Raw genomic sequence first — 17,866 nt, forward strand, 5'->3', positions numbered from 1 at the left:
TTGCGTCCTACGGTTGGTACGGCAACGGTGATTCCAGCGCAGGCGGGCCGCAGCTTCTGCTAAATAGTGGGGCCGCGGAACCGCGAGAAGCCCTTCCAGAGCCCATAGACCGCACCGCCGACCGTGGCTGCCTTCAGCCCCAGGGTGGCGGCTCGGCGTCCTGAGCGGAAATCGTAGACAGGCCAGTTGTTCTCCCGGGCATGCCGGCGCAGGCGTGCGTCAGGGTTGATAGCCACGGGATGCCCCACCATGCTGAGCAACGGGATGTCATTGTGGGAGTCGCTGTAGGCCCAGCACCTTTTGAGATCCAGGCCCTCCTCGTCAGCGATGGCCTGCACTGCCACGGCCTTGGCGGCCCCGTGGAGGATCTCGCCCACCAGTTTGCCGGTATAGACCCCGTTCTTGATTTCTCCGACCGTGCCGAGGGCTCCAGTCAGTCCGAGGCGGGTCGATATGACGGTGGCTACTTCGATGGGAGTCGCCGTTACCAGCCAGACCTTCCGGCCGACCCGGAGGTGCTGCTGGGCCAGGGCTTTGGCGCCGGGCCAGATCCTGGAAGCGATCATTTCGTCAAAGACCTCTTCGCCCAGGACTTTGATGTCTTCAACGGTGATGCCTGCTGCAAGCAGGAGGGCTGAATCGCGGACTGCATGGACGTCGTCGAGGTTCTCGCCGAGAATCACAAACTTGAACTGTTTCCAAGCGAAACCAGCAGCCTGGGTCAATGTGAACGTCCCGCGCTGGTGCATTTTCCGTGCCACGTGAAACAGGCTGGCACCCTTCATGAGGGTGTTATCGACGTCGAAGAAGGCGGCCTCGCCGTGTTGCTGGGTGGCAACCGGGCGGCGGACCACAGCAACGTACTTCTCCTCGGGCATGCCACGAGTCTAGTCAATGCGCGGCATGGCTGCCGCCTGCGGCGCTCTGTTGCTCCCCTCGTGCGATACCTGAAGGCGATTCAGGTCACCAACGTCGACGACGGCGGACAGCGCGGGCTACCGTGGAACCATGGGAAAACCAGACGTCCTCCTGCTCACTAAAGCCGATTGCCATCTATGTATGGCCGCGCGCGACGCCGTCGGCCGCGTCGCTGACGGGCTCGGACTGGAGTGGCGCGAACAGTTGGTGGACAATGACCCGGATCTCCGTGAGCGCTACGCCGAAGAGATTCCGGTGGTCTTTGTCGATGGGATTCAGCGTGACTTCTGGAAGATCGACGAAGCCCGGCTGACCAGAGTTCTCCAGCAGGCGATGGCGAAGTAGGCCTGGACCAAAGTCCGGATGACGTTGTTCCCGCTTTTGTTGACTCAAGTGGTGGGCCCTAGAGTGGACTCACAACGCGACGCAATGGAGCAGATGTGACTTCGCTCGATTCATCCCCGGAAGCAGTCCGCGGGGATTCCGGAACTGTTGCAAAGCAGATTCCGCCTGCAGCCGTGGCACGGCTCACCCTCTATTTGCGCGCCCTGACCACCATGCTGGCCGAAGGCGTGGACAGGGTCTCCTCCGAATCACTCGCTGAGGCCTCGGGCGTGAGCTCAGCCACCCTCCGCAAAGACCTTTCTCACGTAGGGTCCTACGGGACCCGCGGGGTCGGTTATGAGGTTCAGTACCTGAGCAGGAACATTTCAGCGGCCCTGGGCCTCACCAAGGACTGGAAAGTGGCTATCGTAGGTGCCGGTAACCTCGGAAAAGCGCTGGCCCGGTACGGCGGATTTGAATCGCGCGGTTTTGATGTTGTGGCCATTTTCGACGCCGATCAGATGATCGTGGGCAACGAGGTGGGCTGGCTGCGAGTAAGCGACGCCGCGGACATGGAGGCCGTCCTCCAGCGCACAGGAGCGAACATGGTGGTCCTGGCGCTGCCTGCCGCTGTCGCGCAAAGCGTGTGCGACCGGGTGGTGGCCGCCGGTGTCCGTAGCATTCTGAGCTTCGCCCCGGTGATGCTGCAGGTCCCGCCCGGCGTGAATCTCCGCAAGGTGGACATGGCCACGGAGCTGCAGATCCTCGCCTATCACGCACAAAGGACGCAGGCACCGGAGGAGCTGGAGTAAATAACCCTGCTCCGCCGGGGCGTGCGTCCTCAGCGTGGATCTCTATGGCCCTGTGTTCCAGCGGCCTGCGCGGCGAGCCCTACTGGCTCTAGCGGCCGTACGGCTGCGAATACGGGCTGGCGAAAGGCTGCTGCTTGCTGAAGTACGGTGCAGCGCCGGGGAGGTACAACAGGACGATTGCGGCGATGCCGGCCGCAGTGCCAATGGTTGCCCAGCTCAATGAGAAGAGGCCAAAGATGGACAGGGCTGCAAAAACGGTTCCCAGTATGCGGGCCCAGTTCTTTCCCTTACGCACGTTGAACGCCACCAAGGCGTACAGTCCGGCGGTGATCACGGCGAATACTGCGAGCACTCCGACGATCATGCCTTTGAAGTCTTCGAACGGGATCTCCCCTTGGCCTTGGGCGGCCATCTGGTCTTCAAACTGCCCGCGTACGGCAGGGTCATCGAGTGTCGGAATGACCAGAAGGATGCTTAGAACTGAGATAACAGCCGAAAGGATAAGCAGGTAGAAGGAGATGTTTACCAGCTGTGGCACCGGGCTGCTGGAGCTCGGAAGCTCTGAGGGGTACTGCGAGTACGGTGACTGGCCGTAGGGAGACTGCCCATAAGGAGACTGGCCCTGCTGCGGCTGGCCGAACTGATTCTGGCCGAACTGCTGCTGTGCAGGGTTCTGGCCGTACTGCGGAGCCCCATACTGTGGCTGCTGCGGAGCGTTCTGCCCATACTGCGGCGCCCCGTACTGTGGCTGCTGCGGAGCGTTCTGCCCGTACTGGGGCTGCTGCGGAGCGTTCTGCCCGTACTGGGGCTGCTGCGGATTATTCTGGCCGTACTGCGGAGCGTTTTGCCCATACTGTGGCGGCGTGTTCTGGCCATACTGAGGGGCGTTCTGGCCGCCAGACTCAGGCTCATCCTGGTTGGCGGGAGGGACTGGGGGAGTGCTCATGTTCGATCCTTCATGTGTCGACTTCGAAAATCGGCTACCGGGATCAGTGTGATGCCCCTGCCCCCAGCATTGGTCTTGCTTCCACCGTACCGCGCTTGGTGCGGCAGCGGGATCATTCGCAAGAGGTATTCCTGTTGGATTTGAAAGGCCGCGGCAGGGGATTCCCTGCCGCGGCCTTCACTGCTTAACTAACCCGTTGGGGGCGCTTACGCCCCTTGTTGTGCGCTGTCAGCTTTTGAAATGTTCCTGGGACTGCGGCAGCCACATCATGACGGCGGCGGCGACAGCTGCCGCCGTCCCGATCAGGCTCAGTACGCCTGTAAACAACGAGAAGGGGAGCGCCACAAGCGCCAACCCACCGAAAATCGACAGGACCAGCCGGGCCCAGCGGGCACCTTCCTTGAGCCGGATGGCAATGAAGATGTACACGGCGGCCCAAATCAGGCTGAAGATCAGCGCGACGCCAGCAATGCCACCGGCGTTACCCACGATGGTGACGAGGCTGCCCACAACACCGAGCACAGCTGCGCCAACCCAGAGCCAGTAGGAAATAACCAGTTGCTGGGGTACACCCTGGGTGTTGGTCACGCGCTCTTTGAGGTTGTTGAAATCCAAAGCAAACGTGTTGCGCGCAGGGGCGGCATAGCCGAGGCCTGCTGGTGGCGCGTTGTTAGCCGCTCCGGCGGGGGCGGCATAACCTGGCTGCCCCGGCGCCTGGTATCCGCCTGGCGACTGGTAGTTACCGGCCGGATAACCCTGGGGCGGCTGCTGGCCCTGCGGCGCCTGATAGGCCGGGGGCTGCTCGTAAGGAGTGGGCGGGACATTGCCGGGAGCCGGCTGCCCGGGCTGCTGAGGCTGAGGGGCATCACTTGGGTTGGTCATGGCTTTCACTGTAGACGGCAGTACCCCTGTTATCTAGGCAACTTTGGGCTAACTCGCCGTAAATGGCCAAGAATTTACAATCGTTGTACGACGGAGCAGGTTAAGCTGCATATTCCCTGACGGCCCTTCGTTTTGAGCTCCGGTCCTGATGACCCCTTAAACGCGCCCCCTTTAAACTCCGCGCCCCCGTCCCAGGAAACTGGAACAGGGGTGCAGGGGCAGGAATCAGTTTCCGCCGGATCAGCGGAGCGGAATCAGCAGAGCGATGCTGACCGGTGTCGGCTGATTAGGCAGCCGGGGCGATGAAGGCCAGTTCAAGGTTGATGGCAACCTTGTCGCTGACCAGGACCCCGCCCGCTTCGAGGACTGCGTTCCAGGTGAGGCCGAAGTCCTTGCGGCTGATGGTGGTTTCAGCGGAGACGCCGGCGCGGGTGTTGCCGAACGGGTCAACGGCTGCTCCGTTGAACTCGGTCTCGAGGGCAACCGGACGGGTCACTCCCTTGATGGTGAGATCGCCCTGGAGTTCGTAGCCGTCACCCTTGGGCACAATGCCGTTGGAGACGAACGAGATCTCCGGGAACTTCTCGACGTCGAAGAAGTCCTCGCCACGGACGTGGCCGTCGCGGTTGACGTCGCCGGAGTCGAAGCTGGCTGTCTGGATGGTGGCGTTGACCTTGGAATCTGCAACGTTGTCTGCCAGATCGAGGGTAGCTGTAGCTTCCTTGAACTGGCCGCGGACCTTGCTGATGCCTGCGTGGCGTACCGTGAACCCGATTTCGCTGTGCGAGGAGTCGAGGGTCCAGGTGCCGGTGGTGAGGTTGGTGGGAAGTGACATTTTAGTTCTCCTTGTTGTGCGAAAGTTCGGGTCGGAAACCATCTGATCATTACTTGAAGCATCATCTGTTGAAGCCTCAAGTAATCGCTTCACCCAGTATAAACATGCATTTGCATCTTTTATTCCGACCAGGCGGAACTTTTTTCCGAGGCCTCTAGTTCTACTTCTTGTAGAAGATTTCAGATCGCCCGTCATCTTTGAGAAACTGGTATACATGCCCCAAGCCACCGTTCATTTGCTTCGCCATGGCGAAGTCCACAATCCCGCCGGAGTCCTCTATGGACGCCTGCCCGAGTTTCATCTCTCGGAGCTTGGACGGGAGATGGCCCGCACCCTGGCGGAGCACTTCAGCCAGCGGGCTTCGCATGGGGCAAATATCGTCTACCTTGCCGCTTCACCGTTGACCCGGGCCCAGGAAACGGCGCTCCCCATATCCGAGGCACTCAGGCTGGACATCGCCGTCGAAGATCGCATCATCGAAGCCGAAAACTACTTTGAAGGCATGAAGGTCACCAAGGCGGAGCTCCGCAGGCCGAAGCACTGGCCGCGCCTTGTGAATCCCTTCCGCCCTTCCTGGGGCGAGCCGTACAAAAAGCAGGCACACCGCGTGATGGCTGCCGTCCAGGACGCGCGGCTCAAGGCGTTGGATCTGGGCGGAGACGGCGCGGAGGCCATCCTGGTGGCACACCAGCTCCCCATCTGGGCCACCAGGCTCAGCGCAGAAGGTAAGCCGCTCTGGCACGATCCGAGGAAGCGTGAGTGCACCCTGACGTCCCTGACGTCCCTTGTTTTTGACCACGAAGGTGCACTGGTGCGCGTCGACTACACCGAGCCCGCCGCAGCACTCCTCCCGGGTGCCTCCAACACACCGGGAGCCTGAGCATGCAAGGCCCAAACCCCAACCGCGGTCCCAACACCTCACGCCGCAGTGTCCTGGCAGCCGGAGGTGCGGCATTGGCCGCACTCACCCTTGGCCTGTCCGCTTGTGCACAGGAAGACGCTTTGGCCAAGCAGGCCAGGGCAGGGGACAACAAGAACTACGTGGCAGGAGATGGCTCCGTTACAGAGTTCGCAACGGCTGACCGCAAAGCCGCGTTGGGTATCAAGGGGGCCTTGTTCAATGGCTCCACGGTTGAACCGGCTGACCTCTTGGGCAAGGTCACTGTGCTCAACTTCTGGTTCGCGGCGTGCGCCCCATGCCGTGTGGAAGCGCCGCTGCTGGAAGAACTGCACCAGGAGTTCAAAGATCAGGGTGTGCAGTTCTACGGCGTCAACCTGAGGGATGAAAAAGCGACGGCAGAAGCGTTCGACAAGTCGTTCGGCCTGACTTACCCCAGCTTCAACGATAAAGATGGCGGAGTCCTCCTGGCTGTTTCGGGCCTGGTCCCGCCTGGGGCTGTTCCCACCACGCTCGTCCTGGACAAGGCCGGCAGGGTGGCTGCCCGCGTGCTCGGGGAAATCGAAAAAGGCACTTTGAAGGCCCTCATCGCCGCGGCCGTGGCTGAGTAGCGGCGGTTTCCCAGTGAACAGTCCTTTTGCCGAAGCCATCCTGAATGGATCGCTCCTGCTTGCCATCCCGGTGGCGCTGCTGGCAGGACTGGTTTCCTTCCTCTCACCGTGCGTGCTGCCGCTTGTACCGGGCTATCTTGGCTACGTCACAGGGCTCACCGGCGTGGACCTGCAGAAGCAGAGGCGCGGCCGGATGCTGGCAGGAATCGGCCTGTTCGTGCTGGGTTTCTCGGCCATCTTTGTCCTGTTGGGCGGAGCCTTCGGGCAACTCGGAACCCTCATCACCGGTCCGGAAAACGCCTGGATCACCCAGATTCTTGGCCTCCTGGTCATCGTGATGGGCGTGGTGTTCATGGGCGGGTTCGGTTGGCTTCAGCGGGATGCCAAAATCCATGCCAAACCACCCGCCGGGCTCTGGGGCGCACCCTTACTGGGAATTACCTTCGGGCTGGGCTGGGCTCCGTGCATTGGCCCCACCTACTCGGCAGTGCAGCTCCTCAGCCTCTCCGGCGGTTCCTCCGCCGCCAAGGGGGCCTTCCTGGCTTTCGTGTACAGCCTCGGCCTGGGCATTCCGTTCCTCCTGATCGCGTTGGCGGTCCGCCGGGGAATCGGTGTGCTGTCCTTTTTCCGCACGCACCGACTCGTTATCCAGCGGATCGGCGGAGGAATCCTGATCGTCCTGGGCATTCTGATGGCCACCGGCCTGTGGGGAGCCTGGGTCACCGGGTTGCAGTACTGGTTCCAAACCGATGTGAAGTTGCCAATCTGATGAGCGAGCGTGTGAAAGAACAGAAGAACTCTCCGGAGACGGCCACCAGCCAAAAGGCACCCAAGGACACTGCGGCCAATCCTGTTTCTGCGGCGAAAGCTGAAGCAGCCCTCCCCGCTCTTGGCGTCAAGGGTACGCTTCGCTGGGCATGGACGCAGCTCACCAGTATGCGTACCGCCCTGTTCCTGCTCCTCCTCCTGGCGGTGGCCGCTGTGCCCGGTTCACTGTTCCCGCAACGGCCTGCCAACCCGTCGATCGTCACCCAGCGCATCAAGAATGACGGCGATTTAGGCAAGGTACTGGACGCCCTCCAGTTCTTCGACGTCTACTCCTCCGCATGGTTCTCCGCCATTTACATCCTGCTGTTCATCTCGCTGATCGGCTGCGTAGTGCCCCGTGCAATAGCGCATTACAAGGCCATGCGCTCCCAGCCTCCCCGGACGCCTAAACGCCTTTCCCGCCTCCCGGAATACGGCACCCTGATGGTTCCGGCGGACGCCGGGATCCCGGCGTCGCGCGCTGTAAATGAAGCCGCCGGTCTGCTGAAGAAGCGCGGTTACCGCGTTGAGGTGAGGGACGACGGCGGCGCGCAGCCGTCTTTGGGGGCAGAGCGCGGCTTCCTGAAGGAGGTCGGGAACCTCGTTTTCCACACATCCCTGATCGGGGTGCTGGTCTCCGTAGCGGCCGGCGGACTCTTTGGGTACAGCGGGCAACGCATCCTGGTTGAAGGCGATACATTCGTGAACACCCTCGTGGGGTACGACCAGTTCACGCCGGGAACCAATTTCCAAAGCAGCCAGCTTCAGCCCTACTCCATGCGGCTGGACAAGTTCCGGGCCACCTTCGACTTGGAATCGCGGGGCAAGATCGGTCAGCCGATCGACTTCAAGGCCGACGTCACCACCAAGGAATCACCGGATGCCCCGGAAAAGCAGCAAGTTCTCAAGGTTAACGATCCCGTAAGCCTGGGTGGTACCAGCGTGTATCTCACGGGCAACGGCTACGCGCCGTTGGTCACCATCCGCGATGGGCAGGGAAACGTGGCCTTCCAAGGTCCTGTGGTGGCACGGTTGCAGGGAGATAACTACTACTCCTCAGTGGTCATCAAAGTCCCCGACGCCAAACCTGACCAGCTGGGCTTCGTCGGTTTTTTCCTTCCCACCGAGGCTTTCACGCAGGATGGCATTTCCTTCAGTGAGTATCCCGACCTCCTCAATCCAACATTGACCCTAAGCTCCTTCTACGGTGACCTTGGACTGGACGACGGAGCTCCCCAGAACGTCTTCGAACTCGACGTCAAGGAACTGAAGCCGCTCAACGCCAGGAACCTCGACGCCGGCGGCATCACCCTCAAGCCCGGAACCAGCCAAACGTTGCCAGATGGCAAGGGATCCATTACTTTCGACGGCGTGAAGCGCTACATCGGCGTCGATATCCACCACAACCCCGGCCAGCTATACGCGCTAATTTTTGCACTGCTGGCCGTGGGCGGACTGGTCACTTCCCTGTACGTGAACCGGCGCAGGGTCTGGGTGCGTACCGGCACCCACGAGGACGGCCGCACCATGGTGGAGTACGCACTCCTGGCTCGAGGCGAGGACCATCGGCTGGCCGGAGAAGCCCAAGCCATCCGTCAATTGCTGGTTGAGGAGTGGGGCTTGGAGTCCCAGGACGCCAAGGCCTCCCGGGATTCCCAGAGTGTTCCCAGCGGGCAGGCGGACAATGATGGGGCCGAACGTGCCGCCGATTCAGAGGCTACCGAAGCAGAAGAAGCCGAAGCATCAGAAGCCACGGCGGCCACAAAAGCCCCCGCAGCAGACGTTATCCAGTCAACAGCAGGCTCGGCAGAGTCTAAGAAGGACCAGTAATGCTTGGCATCAACGAAACCATGGGCTACTACAGTGAGCTCTTTATGCTCCTGGCGGGTGGCACTTACACAGTGGCCTTCATTGCCTTTGCCTGGGATTTGGCGAAGAGCAGCAAGGCCCTCCGTGCAGTGGACCTGAAGGCAGCGGCAGCAGCCGAAGCCCTGGAAGATGCATCGTCGCCTGCCGCAGCCAAGATCCCTGTTGCCGCAGGCTCTGTGAAGGCAGCAAGTACCGACCGCACAGACTCTGACGTCAGCGGGCCCGTTGGGCGGGCCGAGCGGCCGTCGTCAGCAGTGTCTGCCGCAGGTGCCGGATCAGGGGTTGGGCAGACCGCGGATGCCGGTATGCGTTATGGAGCCGAGCGCCGGGTTCCTGCCCGTGTGGCAGTGGCGCTGACCGTCCTCGGGGCCGCCATCCACGCTGCCGGAGTACTCACCCGTGCCTTGGGCGCCGGGCGGGTTCCGTGGGGAAACATGTACGAGTTCCTCACTACAGGTGCTTTTGTAGCCGTTGTGGTCTTCCTGGTGGTGTTGATCCGGCGCGACCTGCGGTTCCTGGGCACTTTCGTGGTGGGGCTGGTGATCATCATGCTGGTGGCTGCCGGTACTGCTTACATGACCCCCGTGGGCCACCTCGTCCCTGCCCTCCAGAGCTACTGGCTGATCATCCACGTCTCCATCGCCGTGCTGTCCTCGGCGCTTTTCACCTTGACCTTCGCCATGTCCGCCCTGCAACTGGTGCAGGCCCACCGGCAAAAAAGCATTGCTTCCGGGGGAGTGGACAAACTGGGCTTCATGCGGCTGGTGCCGTCCGCGCTGAGCCTCGAAAACCTCTCCTACCGGATCAACGCCATAGCTTTTGTCGGATGGACCTTCACCCTGATGTTCGGCGCGATCTGGGCCGAAAAGGCGTGGGGCCGCTTCTGGGGTTGGGACACCAAGGAAGTCTGGACGTTCGTGATCTGGGTTGTTTACGCCGGATACCTGCACGCCCGGGCCACGAGGGGCTGGACCGGAACGCGGGCTGCGTGGCTGTCGATCGTTGGCTACCTGTGTGTGGTCTTCAACTTCACCATCGTGAACCAGTTCTTCAACGGCCTTCACTCATACTCAGGGCTCTAGCATCCCGGACATTGCCTGCCCGTAGCGGGGTTACTTAACTTCGTCGTTGCCCTGGGCATCGTCGTGGCTGTCGCCGGATCCCTCGCCGCGCTTCTGTTCCCGCGCGTCGAGCTGGTCCTTGAGCTTCTTCAGCCTGTCAGCCTCAGCCTGGTTGCGGCGCTTGAGCTCCAGAGCACGGAGAAACTCGGGATCGTCATCGGGGGCCGAGGGGTGGCGGAAGGTTTGCTGCACTGGCCGGTTGCCACGCGGACGGCCAAAAATGAACCAAAGCGCCGCACCGATGACCGGCAGGACCACCATCACCACGATCCAGGCAGGCTTGGAAATCCCGCGCGTGAGCCGCCGATCAGTGCGGATCACGTCAACCAGACCATAGACAACGATGGTAAGTACGGCGACGGCGAGCAGAACGCGGGGCATACACCCAGTCTAGCCTCCGGGGGCACTTCACATGGCTACGGTTGGATCACAGGGAGGCGCCGGTCCCGCCGCTCAAAGCCGTCTTCCGGGGCGGCTAAACTTGAAGCGTGGCTTTCCTGAAATACTCCCTGATTCGTTTGGCACTGTTTGTGCCGTTGTTCGTGCTTTTCCAGCTGCTGGAGCTGGGCGCCATTCTGTCCGTGATTTGCGCGGGCCTCATCGCATTTGCCATCAGCTACCTGTTCTTCCAGAAGCAGCGGGACGCCGCCGCCGGAGCCGTTCATGAGCGGTTCTCCGGCCGTGCCAAACCGATCCGGACGGCTGGCGAGGTGGACGACGCGAACGCCGAGGACAGCCTGGTGGACGCCCACCCGGACGTCACGGTCAAAATGGACAAGCGCCCCAAAGACGCCTGAGCGCCTTCCCCCGCAAGAGGGCCCTAGACGCCCCGGGTCAGTACCAGGCCTGCAGAGAACAGCACGCTGTACCCCAGGTTGATCAGGCCCGTCTGTTTGAGGACAGGGATGAGGCTCTTGCGCTTCCTGCCGTTGATCATGAGCCAGGAGGGCATCAGGCTCGCGGGAATGAGCAGAAGTACCAGAAGCATCCATGGCCGCCCCGGTGCGAGAACCACCACAAGCAGGATCGCCACAGCCAGCATCAGGACGTAGCTCTCCCGTGCGTGCTTGTCTCCGAGGCGCACGGCCAGCGTCTTCTTGCCGGCCTTGGTGTCGGTGGGAATATCCCTGACGTTGTTGGCCATCAGCAGGGCGCAGGCGATGAGTCCGGTGCCTATGGCGCCGATGATGGCGGCCAGGTTCACGTGCCCTGCCTGGGTGTACGTGGTGCCAAGGGTGGCCACAAGTCCAAAGAAGACGAACACGAAGACATCTCCCAGGCCCAGGTAGCCGTAGGGGTTTTTCCCGCCCGTGTAGCCCCATGCGGCCAGCACGCAGCCCAGGCCCACCAGGATGAGCCACCAGGCCTGCGTGATGATTACCAGGGCCAGTCCGCACATCATGGCCAGCGCAAAGGCTGCAAAGGCTGCGTGTTTGACCTGGTCCGGGTGGGCGGCGCCGGACCCCACAAGGCGCAGCGGCCCCACACGGTCCTCATCGGTGCCGCGGATGCCGTCAGAGTAGTCGTTGGCGTAGTTGACGCCAATCTGCAGCAGCAGCGCCACCACAGCGGCAAGAGCGGCGTTTACCGGCCGGAAGGCACCCATCTCGAAGGCGGCGGCCGTGCCGATCAGTACCGGAGCGATCGCCGCCGGCAGCGTGCGCGGACGGGCGCCTTGGATCCATTGGGCGGCTGTTGCCACTGTGAGTACCTCTTGCTGGTTCAGGACGCTGCGGACGTGCAGCGGGTTGCAGGTCTACTTTACTTTCCCTGATGGAGCTGGTTGAGCAACTCCGTCATAGCCAGGCGGTCAGGTTTTCCGTTAGGCAACAGAATCAGTTCCGGTGCAGCCATTACTGTCTTGGGCTCCAGGGGGCCCGGCAGGTGTTGACGGTTGGCGGTGAAGCCGCTGATCCCCTCCTGCGTACTGTCAGCAACAGCCACGTAGGCAGCCACAGCCTGGCCCCACTCCTCGGACGGAACGCCGGTCACAAAAGCTGCGGTGACGCCGTCGAGCTTTTCAAGTTCTGCCTGCACGTGGGCGGCGGAAACCTTGACGCCTCCGGTGATGACGACGTCGTCTGCTCTGCCGAGCACGGTCAGGATGCCTTCTGCGTCAATGGACCCGAGATCATTCGTGCGGAACCAGCGAAGGCCGTCCTCCTCGATGAACGCGTCAGCGGTGAGGTCAGGATCATCCAGATAGCCGGCGGCGACGGTATCCCCGCCAAGGAGGATCCGACCGGTGTCCGAAACCTTCGTTTCCACGCCTTCGATCGGAACGCCGTCGTACACGCATCCGCCGCAGGTCTCAGCCGAACCGTAGGTGGTCACTACGCGGAGCCCGGCGTCCCGCGCAGCCTGCAGCAGCTCTGTAGAGGCGGGAGCGCCACCCAGGAGAATGGTGTTGAAGCGGCGGAGAACGGCAAGGGTTTCGGGTGCGGGGGAGTCCAGCAGCCGCTGCAGCTGGGTGGGGACCAGCGATGTGAACCGGATCTTGTCTGTGAGTTCCAGCGCCGCTGCTGTGAATGCCTTCGGAGTGAATCCGGCGGAGAGATCCATGGCCCAGGGGCGCGTTCCGGCGAAAAGGGAACGCACAAGCACCTGAAGCCCGGCTACGTATTGCACGGGCAGCGCCAGCAGCCATTGGCCTTCGCCCTTGAGTGCCAGCGCCGTTGCCATGGACGAGGCAGCGAGTGCCTCCACCGTCAGAACCGTCGCCTTGGGGGTCCCGGTGGAGCCGGAGGTCCGCACCACCACCACGGCGTCATCGAACCCGGGGGTCTGGACGGGAGAGACAACAGGGCTTCCGTCCGGGGCCGTGGAAAGTTCGACGGCGGGGCCCTCCCCATGGAGGGCGGCAGCAAGTGCCTTGAGCGCGGGTTCAATGTTCACAAGTGTCTGCCTTCGAGTGTTCTGGCCGGGGCGAGGGGTCTGGATGCGGATGCACGGGCATCACAGGCGCGTCAGAAGTAGTACGGGAACCGTGACCAGTCCGGTTCGCGCTTCTCGAGGAAGGCCTCCTTGCCCTCCACTGCCTCGTCCGTCATGTAAGCCATCCGGGTGGCTTCGCCTGCGAAAACCTGCTGGCCGGCAAGTCCGTCGTCGGCCAGGTTGAAGGCGAACTTGAGCATGCGGATGGCCTGGGGGGATTGCCGGGCGATGTCGGCGGCATACTCCAGAGCCACGTCCTCGAGCCGGTCGTGGTCCACGGCCTCGTTGACGGCGCCCATGCGGACCATATCCTCCGCGGAGTACTCACGGGCCAGGAAGAAGATTTCCCGGGCAGTCTTCTGTCCGATCTGCCGGGCCAGCAGCGCAGAGCCGTAACCGGCGTCGAAACTTCCCACTGTGGCATCTGTCTGTTTGAACTTGCCGTGCTGGCGGGAAGCGATGGTGAGGTCTGAGACCACGTGCAGTGAGTGGCCTCCACCGGCTGCCCAGCCGTTTACGACGGCGATCACCACCTTGGGCATGGTGCGCATGAGTCGCTGCACCTCCAGAATGTGGAGGCGGCCCGCACGGGCGGGGTCGATGAACTCAGCGGACTCCCCGGCCGCTCCTGAAACGCCGTCCACGGCATACCGGTACCCGTCCCGGCCGCGGATCCGCTGATCGCCCCCTGAGCAGAAAGAGTGCCCGCCGTCCTTGGGGGAGGGACCGTTGCCGGTGAGCAGGACAGTGGCCACGTCGGGTGTCATCCGCGCATGGTCCATGGCCCGGTAGAGTTCATCCACCGTTGCGGGGCGGAAGGCGTTGCGGACTTCCGGCCGGTCGAAGGCGATCCGGACGGTGGGCAAATCCCGCACCACTGAACCGTCCTCCGAGCGCTCCACTTGCCGGTGGTATGTCAGGTCCTGGAAGTCGTCGAATCCGGACACAACGCGCCAACGGGAAGGGTCAAAGACGTCGGAAACCTTGGCAGGTAAATGGGTGCTCACACACCGAGTCTAGTAATCGGGTCAGCTGATGCAGAACTCGTTGCCCTCGGGATCGGCCATGGTGTGCCAGGAATGCGGTCCCTGATTGGCTGTCCAGAGGAACGTTGCGCCCCGGGCTTCCAGTGCTTTCCGCACCTCGTCCTTGTCGGCGCTCTCGATCCGGACATCCCAGTGAATCCGGTTCTTGACGGTTTTCTCTTCCGGAACGGATTGAAACAGGATGCGGCGCGTTGGCTGCTTGGCATCGATCTCTTGGGGTGGCCGGATGGCGGCGCCCTCCCGCCAGACAAGCCTGCCCTGGTGAAGTTGGGTCTGGGCCTCGGTAGCGAACCCCTGCGCGATCATGGAACGGATGAACGTCTCGTCCTGCGGTTCCACCGCCCACTCGAGGGTTTCGGCCCACCAGTCGGCCAGCTCATGGGGGTTCTTGCAGTCGACGGCGATCTGGATGTTCAGTGTCATGGAACCGAAAATACGGCATGCTCGCTGGCGTCGGAAGGTCTTTGCGGACAGATCAGGACCTGATGCTGGGCGTCCCGTTGGCCGTCATGGCAGCGCAGAGCACCACAAATGAAAAGCTTGACAGATTGTCATGACATGGGTCACAGTTGAGGCGTGGGAAAGGCTTTTCCAACGAGGAACTTTGGGGATGCGCCCACTTGTTCTTAGCCGCCCCAGCTTGGTCCCGGATCTGCGGTACCAACCACGGAACAGACAGGAAAGTCCAGTGTCAGAGAAGACAATCTTTACCCAGCTCAGCCGTCGCCAGCTTGGAAAGGCGGTCTTTGGCTTGTCGGCCGCCACCTTGGCTCTCAGCGCCTGCGGAGGCGGTGGCGGTGGGGGAACGGCCGATCCGTCGAAGCCGCTGCAGTTGGTCCTTTCAGGCGATACCAACCAGGGTGGTGCCTTCGCCGCAGCAGCCAAGAAGTACAAGGAAGCCACGGGCATCACCATTGAGGTGGTTGACGTGCCCACGGCGGATATCACCACCAAGCTGAAGAACGCCGCTACGGCCAACGACCTTCCTGCCCTGGCACGCGTAACCGGACTTGACCCCCTGTGGGCCCCGCAGCTACAGGATCTGTCGGACATCGCCAAGAACCGGAAGATTGATGAGAACTTCCTGCAGGAAGCACCGGATGGAACCATTCCGGCCATCCCGTCGGACCTCACTGCCGTGGGCCTGTTCGTCAACAAGAGCCTCTTCGAAAAGGCCGGCGTCGCATTCCCCACAGAGATCGCGAGCTCCTGGACCTGGGATGAGTTTGTCGCAGCAGTCGACCAGGTCCGCGAGAAAGCCGGCGCGAAGTACGGTGTGGTGATGGACCGCTCGGGTCACCGCCTGCGTGCCATGATGTACCAGTTCGGCAGCACAGCATTCCCCAAGGAAGGCGACAAGTACTCCGCGGATGACAAGGCCGTGGAGACGCTCGAATACTTCCAGAAGATCAACGATGACAAGACCATGCCGAAATCCGTCTGGCTCAGCGGCGAGGACGGAAACGCCATGTTCAAGAGCGGCCAGGTCGCCGCGTACTACTCCGGCAGCTGGCAGGTGGCCGACTTCAACAAGAACATCAAGGACTTTGAGTGGATGTCAGTGCCGCTGCCCAAGCAGCCGCTGAACGCCACCAACCTGGGCGGCGGCTTCATGGTGGCGTTCAAGGACACCGGCCAGGATGAGGAAGCCAAGAAGTTCATTGACTGGTTCTACGACGACGCCAACTACACCGAGTTCGCCAAGCAGGGCGGCTACCTGCCGCCCAAGGACCTGAAGGTGGAATACCCGTTCCAGCAGGCTGCCTTTGAGCTGTACCAGCAGCAAATCGCCGAGAACGAAGGCAAGGGCGAGAACCCCATCAAGCGTGTGGTCTCCGAAGCCTTCGCCACAACGCCATTCTCGGGAGACCCGCTGCGCGAAGAGACTGTCAAGATGCTCGGCGGCAGCCAGGATGCAAAAACCACGGTGGATAACATCGTGAAGCTTTACAACGGCGGCTAAGCCGTGGCTACTCCAACAACGGGCTCCACAGTGACGTCTGAGACGCTCCGCACGCCAGCCGTGCGGAGCAAGTCCCAGCAGAAGCGCCACAACCGCTACGTCCTTGCCCCGCTGATCCTCATCGGCGTCAACGTGGTGCTCTTCCTTGTGTTCTTCGTGTGGCCCGGGGCGCTCGGGCTCATCTATTCCTTCACCGACTACCGCGGCATCGGCAGGCTGAACTTCATCGGGCTGCGAAACTTCGAGACGCTCTTCGCGGACAGCACCTTCTATGCTGCGCTGAGCCGCACTTTTCTCTACACGGTGCTGTCGGTGCCCCTGATCTATGTCTCATCCCTCGGTGTTGCAGCCCTCCTTGTCAGCAGGGCGGTCAGGGGGCGCACGGCGGCCAAGATCATCATCTTCCTGCCCTGGCTGATCTCGCCCATCGTGGTGGGTGTCATCTGGAAGTGGATGTTCGGCCAGGACTTCGGCTTCGTCAACTTCATCATCTCCACCCTTGGCGGAAACCCGTTGCCGTGGTCCAGCAACGGCAACCTGGCTCTTACTGTGGTGATCTTCGCCGCGGCCTGGGGCGGCACCGCCTTCAACATGCTCCTGTTCATAGCTGCGCTGAAGAACATCCCGGAGGCCCTGCTGGAGGCGGCCGAACTGGACGGGGCCAATGCCTGGCAACGGTTCCGGCATGTGACGCTGCCTGGCATCGCCCCGACGTCGTTCATGGTGATCCTGCTCTCCACCATCCATGCGATGAAGGAGTTCGCCATGATCCAGGCGCTGACCAACGGCGGCCCGGGCACTGAAAATGTCCTGATCGTCCAATACATCTACAAGACCGGTTTTGAGCAGTCCAAGGTGGGCTATGCAAGTGCCGCGTCCATGGTGTTGATGGTGGTGCTGCTGGCTATCGCTCTCATCCAGCTTCGCTTCAACCGGAAGAAGGGCTGAACCATGACAACAGCTGCCAATCTGCCTCCAGTCTCGGACGAAGTCGTCGTCATCGGGGCCGAGGAAGCTGCCCGCAACGCTGACACACAGAACCTGCGGAACGGCCGGGCAAAGCTGTCCGCGCCGCTGACAGGCCTGATGTGGCTCATCGTGGCCATCTATGCCCTGCCGCTGCTGTGGTTTCTCCTCAGCTCGTTCAAGCCCGGAAGTGAGCTGTTCACCTATCCGCTGTCCATGATCCCGAGGGAATGGACGTTCCAGGGCTTCATCGACGCGTGGGAGCGTGTGGACTTTGCCCAGTACTTCCTGAACACGGCAACAGTGGCACTGGTGACCACGGTGCTGACTGTTTTCTTCAGCGCCTGCACGGGTTACGCCCTGGCCAAGTACAACAATGCGGGTACCCGCCTGTTTTTCGTCTGTATTCTCGCCACCACCATGCTGCCCACCGAGGTGATCCTGAACCCGACGTTCACCGTGATCCGGGATCTGGGGCTGTACAACTCCCTGGCCGGCATCATCGTGCCGTCTGTGCTGACCGCCACGGGTGTGTTCATGTTCCGCCAGTTCTTCCTGACGGTCCCGGACGACCTGCTGCATTCAGCCCGGATCGATGGCGCCAGTGAGCTGGCCATCTTCTTCCGGATCATGCTCCCGTTGTCCAGGCCCATCCTGTTCACGTTGGCCATCTTCTCCTTCCAGTGGCGCTGGAATGACTACATCTGGCCGCTGATCGTGCTGAACGACCCCAAGTGGTACACCCTCCAGGTGGCGCTGCGGAGCATCGTGGGCGCGGAGAACATCGACTGGCCTGTCCTGCTGGGCGCCTCGGTGATCTCCATCCTGCCCCTGGTGCTCGTGTTCTTCGTCTTCCAGAAATACGTCCTCAACGCCGACGTCAGCGCCGGCCTGAAGGACTGACCACCCCTGCAGAAACCAGCTAGAAACCTCC

20 protein-coding genes are annotated in these 17,866 nt (G+C 62.0%); 11 read left to right on the top strand and 9 right to left on the bottom strand.

From position 1 onward, the window contains the following. Positions 1-59 precede the first annotated feature (59 nt). On the bottom strand, positions 60-878 hold the full coding sequence (locus tag M1E02_RS04525; RefSeq protein ID WP_479376961.1) for an HAD family hydrolase: 819 nt from the start codon (positions 876-878) through the stop codon (positions 60-62). A 130-nt stretch (positions 879-1,008) separates the two neighbouring features. On the opposite strand from M1E02_RS04525, the gene M1E02_RS04530 reads away from it, so the two are divergent. Together M1E02_RS04530 and M1E02_RS04535 are read left to right on the top strand one after the other, a co-directional pair. Further along, positions 1,009-1,263 carry a glutaredoxin family protein gene (locus M1E02_RS04530; RefSeq protein ID WP_479376962.1) on the top strand — a complete coding sequence of 85 codons (255 nt, stop codon included), beginning with the start codon at positions 1,009-1,011 and terminating at the stop codon, positions 1,261-1,263. 95 nt (positions 1,264-1,358) lie between these two features. Further along, positions 1,359-2,054: a redox-sensing transcriptional repressor Rex gene (locus M1E02_RS04535; protein WP_479376963.1), complete on the top strand. Its 696-nt coding sequence runs from the start codon at positions 1,359-1,361 to the stop codon at positions 2,052-2,054. A gap of 88 nt (positions 2,055-2,142) precedes the next feature. Here M1E02_RS04535 and M1E02_RS04540 read toward each other — a convergent pair whose 3' ends face one another. The 3 genes from M1E02_RS04540 to M1E02_RS04550 all read right to left on the bottom strand — a co-directional run bounded on the left by M1E02_RS04540 (position 2,143) and on the right by M1E02_RS04550 (position 4,717). Beyond that, positions 2,143-3,000, bottom strand: coding sequence for a hypothetical protein (locus M1E02_RS04540; RefSeq protein WP_479376964.1), 858 nt, complete (start codon positions 2,998-3,000; stop codon positions 2,143-2,145). Between the two features lie 228 nt (positions 3,001-3,228). Continuing rightward, positions 3,229-3,882 carry a hypothetical protein gene (locus M1E02_RS04545; protein WP_479376965.1) on the bottom strand — a complete coding sequence of 218 codons (654 nt, stop codon included), beginning with the start codon at positions 3,880-3,882 and terminating at the stop codon, positions 3,229-3,231. A gap of 286 nt (positions 3,883-4,168) precedes the next feature. Beyond that, positions 4,169-4,717: a YceI family protein gene (locus tag M1E02_RS04550; protein ID WP_479376966.1), complete on the bottom strand. Its 549-nt coding sequence runs from the start codon at positions 4,715-4,717 to the stop codon at positions 4,169-4,171. Between the two features lie 214 nt (positions 4,718-4,931). Between M1E02_RS04550 and M1E02_RS04555 the strand changes: the two genes are divergently transcribed. From M1E02_RS04555 to ccsB, 5 genes are read left to right on the top strand one after another with little or no spacing between them, the layout of a single operon-like run. Next, the gene (locus M1E02_RS04555) at positions 4,932-5,597 is read left to right on the top strand and encodes a histidine phosphatase family protein (protein ID WP_479376967.1); all 666 of its coding nucleotides are present in this window, start codon (positions 4,932-4,934) and stop codon (positions 5,595-5,597) included. 2 nt (positions 5,598-5,599) lie between these two features. After that, the gene (locus M1E02_RS04560; protein WP_479376968.1) at positions 5,600-6,226 is read left to right on the top strand and encodes a TlpA family protein disulfide reductase; all 627 of its coding nucleotides are present in this window, start codon (positions 5,600-5,602) and stop codon (positions 6,224-6,226) included. 13 nt (positions 6,227-6,239) lie between these two features. Next, positions 6,240-6,995, top strand: coding sequence for a cytochrome c biogenesis CcdA family protein (locus M1E02_RS04565; RefSeq protein WP_479376969.1), 756 nt, complete (start codon positions 6,240-6,242; stop codon positions 6,993-6,995). Beyond that, positions 6,995-8,863 (top strand): cytochrome c biogenesis protein ResB, encoded by a 1,869-nt coding sequence (resB, locus tag M1E02_RS04570; protein ID WP_479376970.1) that lies wholly within the window; start codon positions 6,995-6,997, stop codon positions 8,861-8,863. Before M1E02_RS04565 ends, resB begins: the two co-directional genes overlap by 1 nt. Then, entirely contained in the window at positions 8,863-9,984 is a 1,122-nt protein-coding gene (gene ccsB / locus M1E02_RS04575) for a c-type cytochrome biogenesis protein CcsB (RefSeq protein ID WP_479376971.1), read from the top strand. The genes resB and ccsB overlap by 1 nt, the downstream gene beginning before the upstream one ends. A gap of 30 nt (positions 9,985-10,014) precedes the next feature. Here ccsB and M1E02_RS04580 read toward each other — a convergent pair whose 3' ends face one another. Continuing rightward, on the bottom strand, positions 10,015-10,404 hold the full coding sequence (locus M1E02_RS04580) for a PLD nuclease N-terminal domain-containing protein (RefSeq protein WP_479376972.1): 390 nt from the start codon (positions 10,402-10,404) through the stop codon (positions 10,015-10,017). 107 nt (positions 10,405-10,511) lie between these two features. Between M1E02_RS04580 and M1E02_RS04585 the strand changes: the two genes are divergently transcribed. Then, positions 10,512-10,820: a DUF4229 domain-containing protein gene (locus M1E02_RS04585; protein WP_479376973.1), complete on the top strand. Its 309-nt coding sequence runs from the start codon at positions 10,512-10,514 to the stop codon at positions 10,818-10,820. 23 nt (positions 10,821-10,843) lie between these two features. Here M1E02_RS04585 and M1E02_RS04590 read toward each other — a convergent pair whose 3' ends face one another. The 4 genes from M1E02_RS04590 to M1E02_RS04605 all read right to left on the bottom strand — a co-directional run bounded on the left by M1E02_RS04590 (position 10,844) and on the right by M1E02_RS04605 (position 14,426). Then, positions 10,844-11,725 carry a 1,4-dihydroxy-2-naphthoate polyprenyltransferase gene (locus tag M1E02_RS04590; protein ID WP_479376974.1) on the bottom strand — a complete coding sequence of 294 codons (882 nt, stop codon included), beginning with the start codon at positions 11,723-11,725 and terminating at the stop codon, positions 10,844-10,846. A gap of 59 nt (positions 11,726-11,784) precedes the next feature. Beyond that, complete coding sequence (locus M1E02_RS04595; RefSeq protein WP_479376975.1) at positions 11,785-12,918, bottom strand: AMP-binding protein; 1,134 nt, start codon at positions 12,916-12,918, stop codon at positions 11,785-11,787. Positions 12,919-12,989: 71 nt separating this feature from the next. Continuing rightward, positions 12,990-13,964: a 1,4-dihydroxy-2-naphthoyl-CoA synthase gene (locus M1E02_RS04600; protein ID WP_479376976.1), complete on the bottom strand. Its 975-nt coding sequence runs from the start codon at positions 13,962-13,964 to the stop codon at positions 12,990-12,992. A 21-nt stretch (positions 13,965-13,985) separates the two neighbouring features. Continuing rightward, the gene (locus tag M1E02_RS04605; RefSeq protein ID WP_479376977.1) at positions 13,986-14,426 is read right to left on the bottom strand and encodes a VOC family protein; all 441 of its coding nucleotides are present in this window, start codon (positions 14,424-14,426) and stop codon (positions 13,986-13,988) included. Positions 14,427-14,691: 265 nt separating this feature from the next. Here M1E02_RS04605 and M1E02_RS04610 point away from each other — a divergent pair, with 265 nt between their 5' ends. The 3 genes from M1E02_RS04610 to M1E02_RS04620 are packed head-to-tail and all read left to right on the top strand — an operon-like array spanning position 14,692 to position 17,835. Beyond that, complete coding sequence (locus M1E02_RS04610) at positions 14,692-15,966, top strand: ABC transporter substrate-binding protein (RefSeq protein ID WP_479376978.1); 1,275 nt, start codon at positions 14,692-14,694, stop codon at positions 15,964-15,966. 3 nt (positions 15,967-15,969) lie between these two features. Next, positions 15,970-16,914: a carbohydrate ABC transporter permease gene (locus M1E02_RS04615; RefSeq protein ID WP_479376979.1), complete on the top strand. Its 945-nt coding sequence runs from the start codon at positions 15,970-15,972 to the stop codon at positions 16,912-16,914. 3 nt (positions 16,915-16,917) lie between these two features. Beyond that, positions 16,918-17,835, top strand: a complete 918-nt coding sequence (locus M1E02_RS04620) for a carbohydrate ABC transporter permease (protein ID WP_479376980.1) — start codon at positions 16,918-16,920, stop codon at positions 17,833-17,835. The last annotated feature ends 31 nt before the right edge of the window (positions 17,836-17,866 follow it).

The sequence above is a fragment of the Arthrobacter sp. Z5-13 genome (assembly GCF_056499105.1).

Excerpts from the sequence above, each read along its gene's own strand:
- M1E02_RS04525 (WP_479376961.1), bottom strand. The coding sequence starts at position 878 with ATGCCCGAGGAGAAGTACGTTGCTGTGGTCCGCCGCCCGGTTGCCACC.
- M1E02_RS04530 (WP_479376962.1), top strand. The coding sequence starts at position 1,009 with ATGGGAAAACCAGACGTCCTCCTGCTCACTAAAGCCGATTGCCATCTA.
- M1E02_RS04540 (WP_479376964.1), bottom strand. The coding sequence starts at position 3,000 with ATGAGCACTCCCCCAGTCCCTCCCGCCAACCAGGATGAGCCTGAGTCT.
- M1E02_RS04545 (WP_479376965.1), bottom strand. The coding sequence starts at position 3,882 with ATGACCAACCCAAGTGATGCCCCTCAGCCTCAGCAGCCCGGGCAGCCG.
- M1E02_RS04550 (WP_479376966.1), bottom strand. The coding sequence starts at position 4,717 with ATGTCACTTCCCACCAACCTCACCACCGGCACCTGGACCCTCGACTCC.
- M1E02_RS04555 (WP_479376967.1), top strand. The coding sequence starts at position 4,932 with ATGCCCCAAGCCACCGTTCATTTGCTTCGCCATGGCGAAGTCCACAAT.
- M1E02_RS04560 (WP_479376968.1), top strand. The coding sequence starts at position 5,600 with ATGCAAGGCCCAAACCCCAACCGCGGTCCCAACACCTCACGCCGCAGT.
- resB (WP_479376970.1), top strand. The coding sequence starts at position 6,995 with ATGAGCGAGCGTGTGAAAGAACAGAAGAACTCTCCGGAGACGGCCACC.
- ccsB (WP_479376971.1), top strand. The coding sequence starts at position 8,863 with ATGCTTGGCATCAACGAAACCATGGGCTACTACAGTGAGCTCTTTATG.
- M1E02_RS04580 (WP_479376972.1), bottom strand. The coding sequence starts at position 10,404 with ATGCCCCGCGTTCTGCTCGCCGTCGCCGTACTTACCATCGTTGTCTAT.
- M1E02_RS04605 (WP_479376977.1), bottom strand. The coding sequence starts at position 14,426 with ATGACACTGAACATCCAGATCGCCGTCGACTGCAAGAACCCCCATGAG.
- M1E02_RS04620 (WP_479376980.1), top strand. The coding sequence starts at position 16,918 with ATGACAACAGCTGCCAATCTGCCTCCAGTCTCGGACGAAGTCGTCGTC.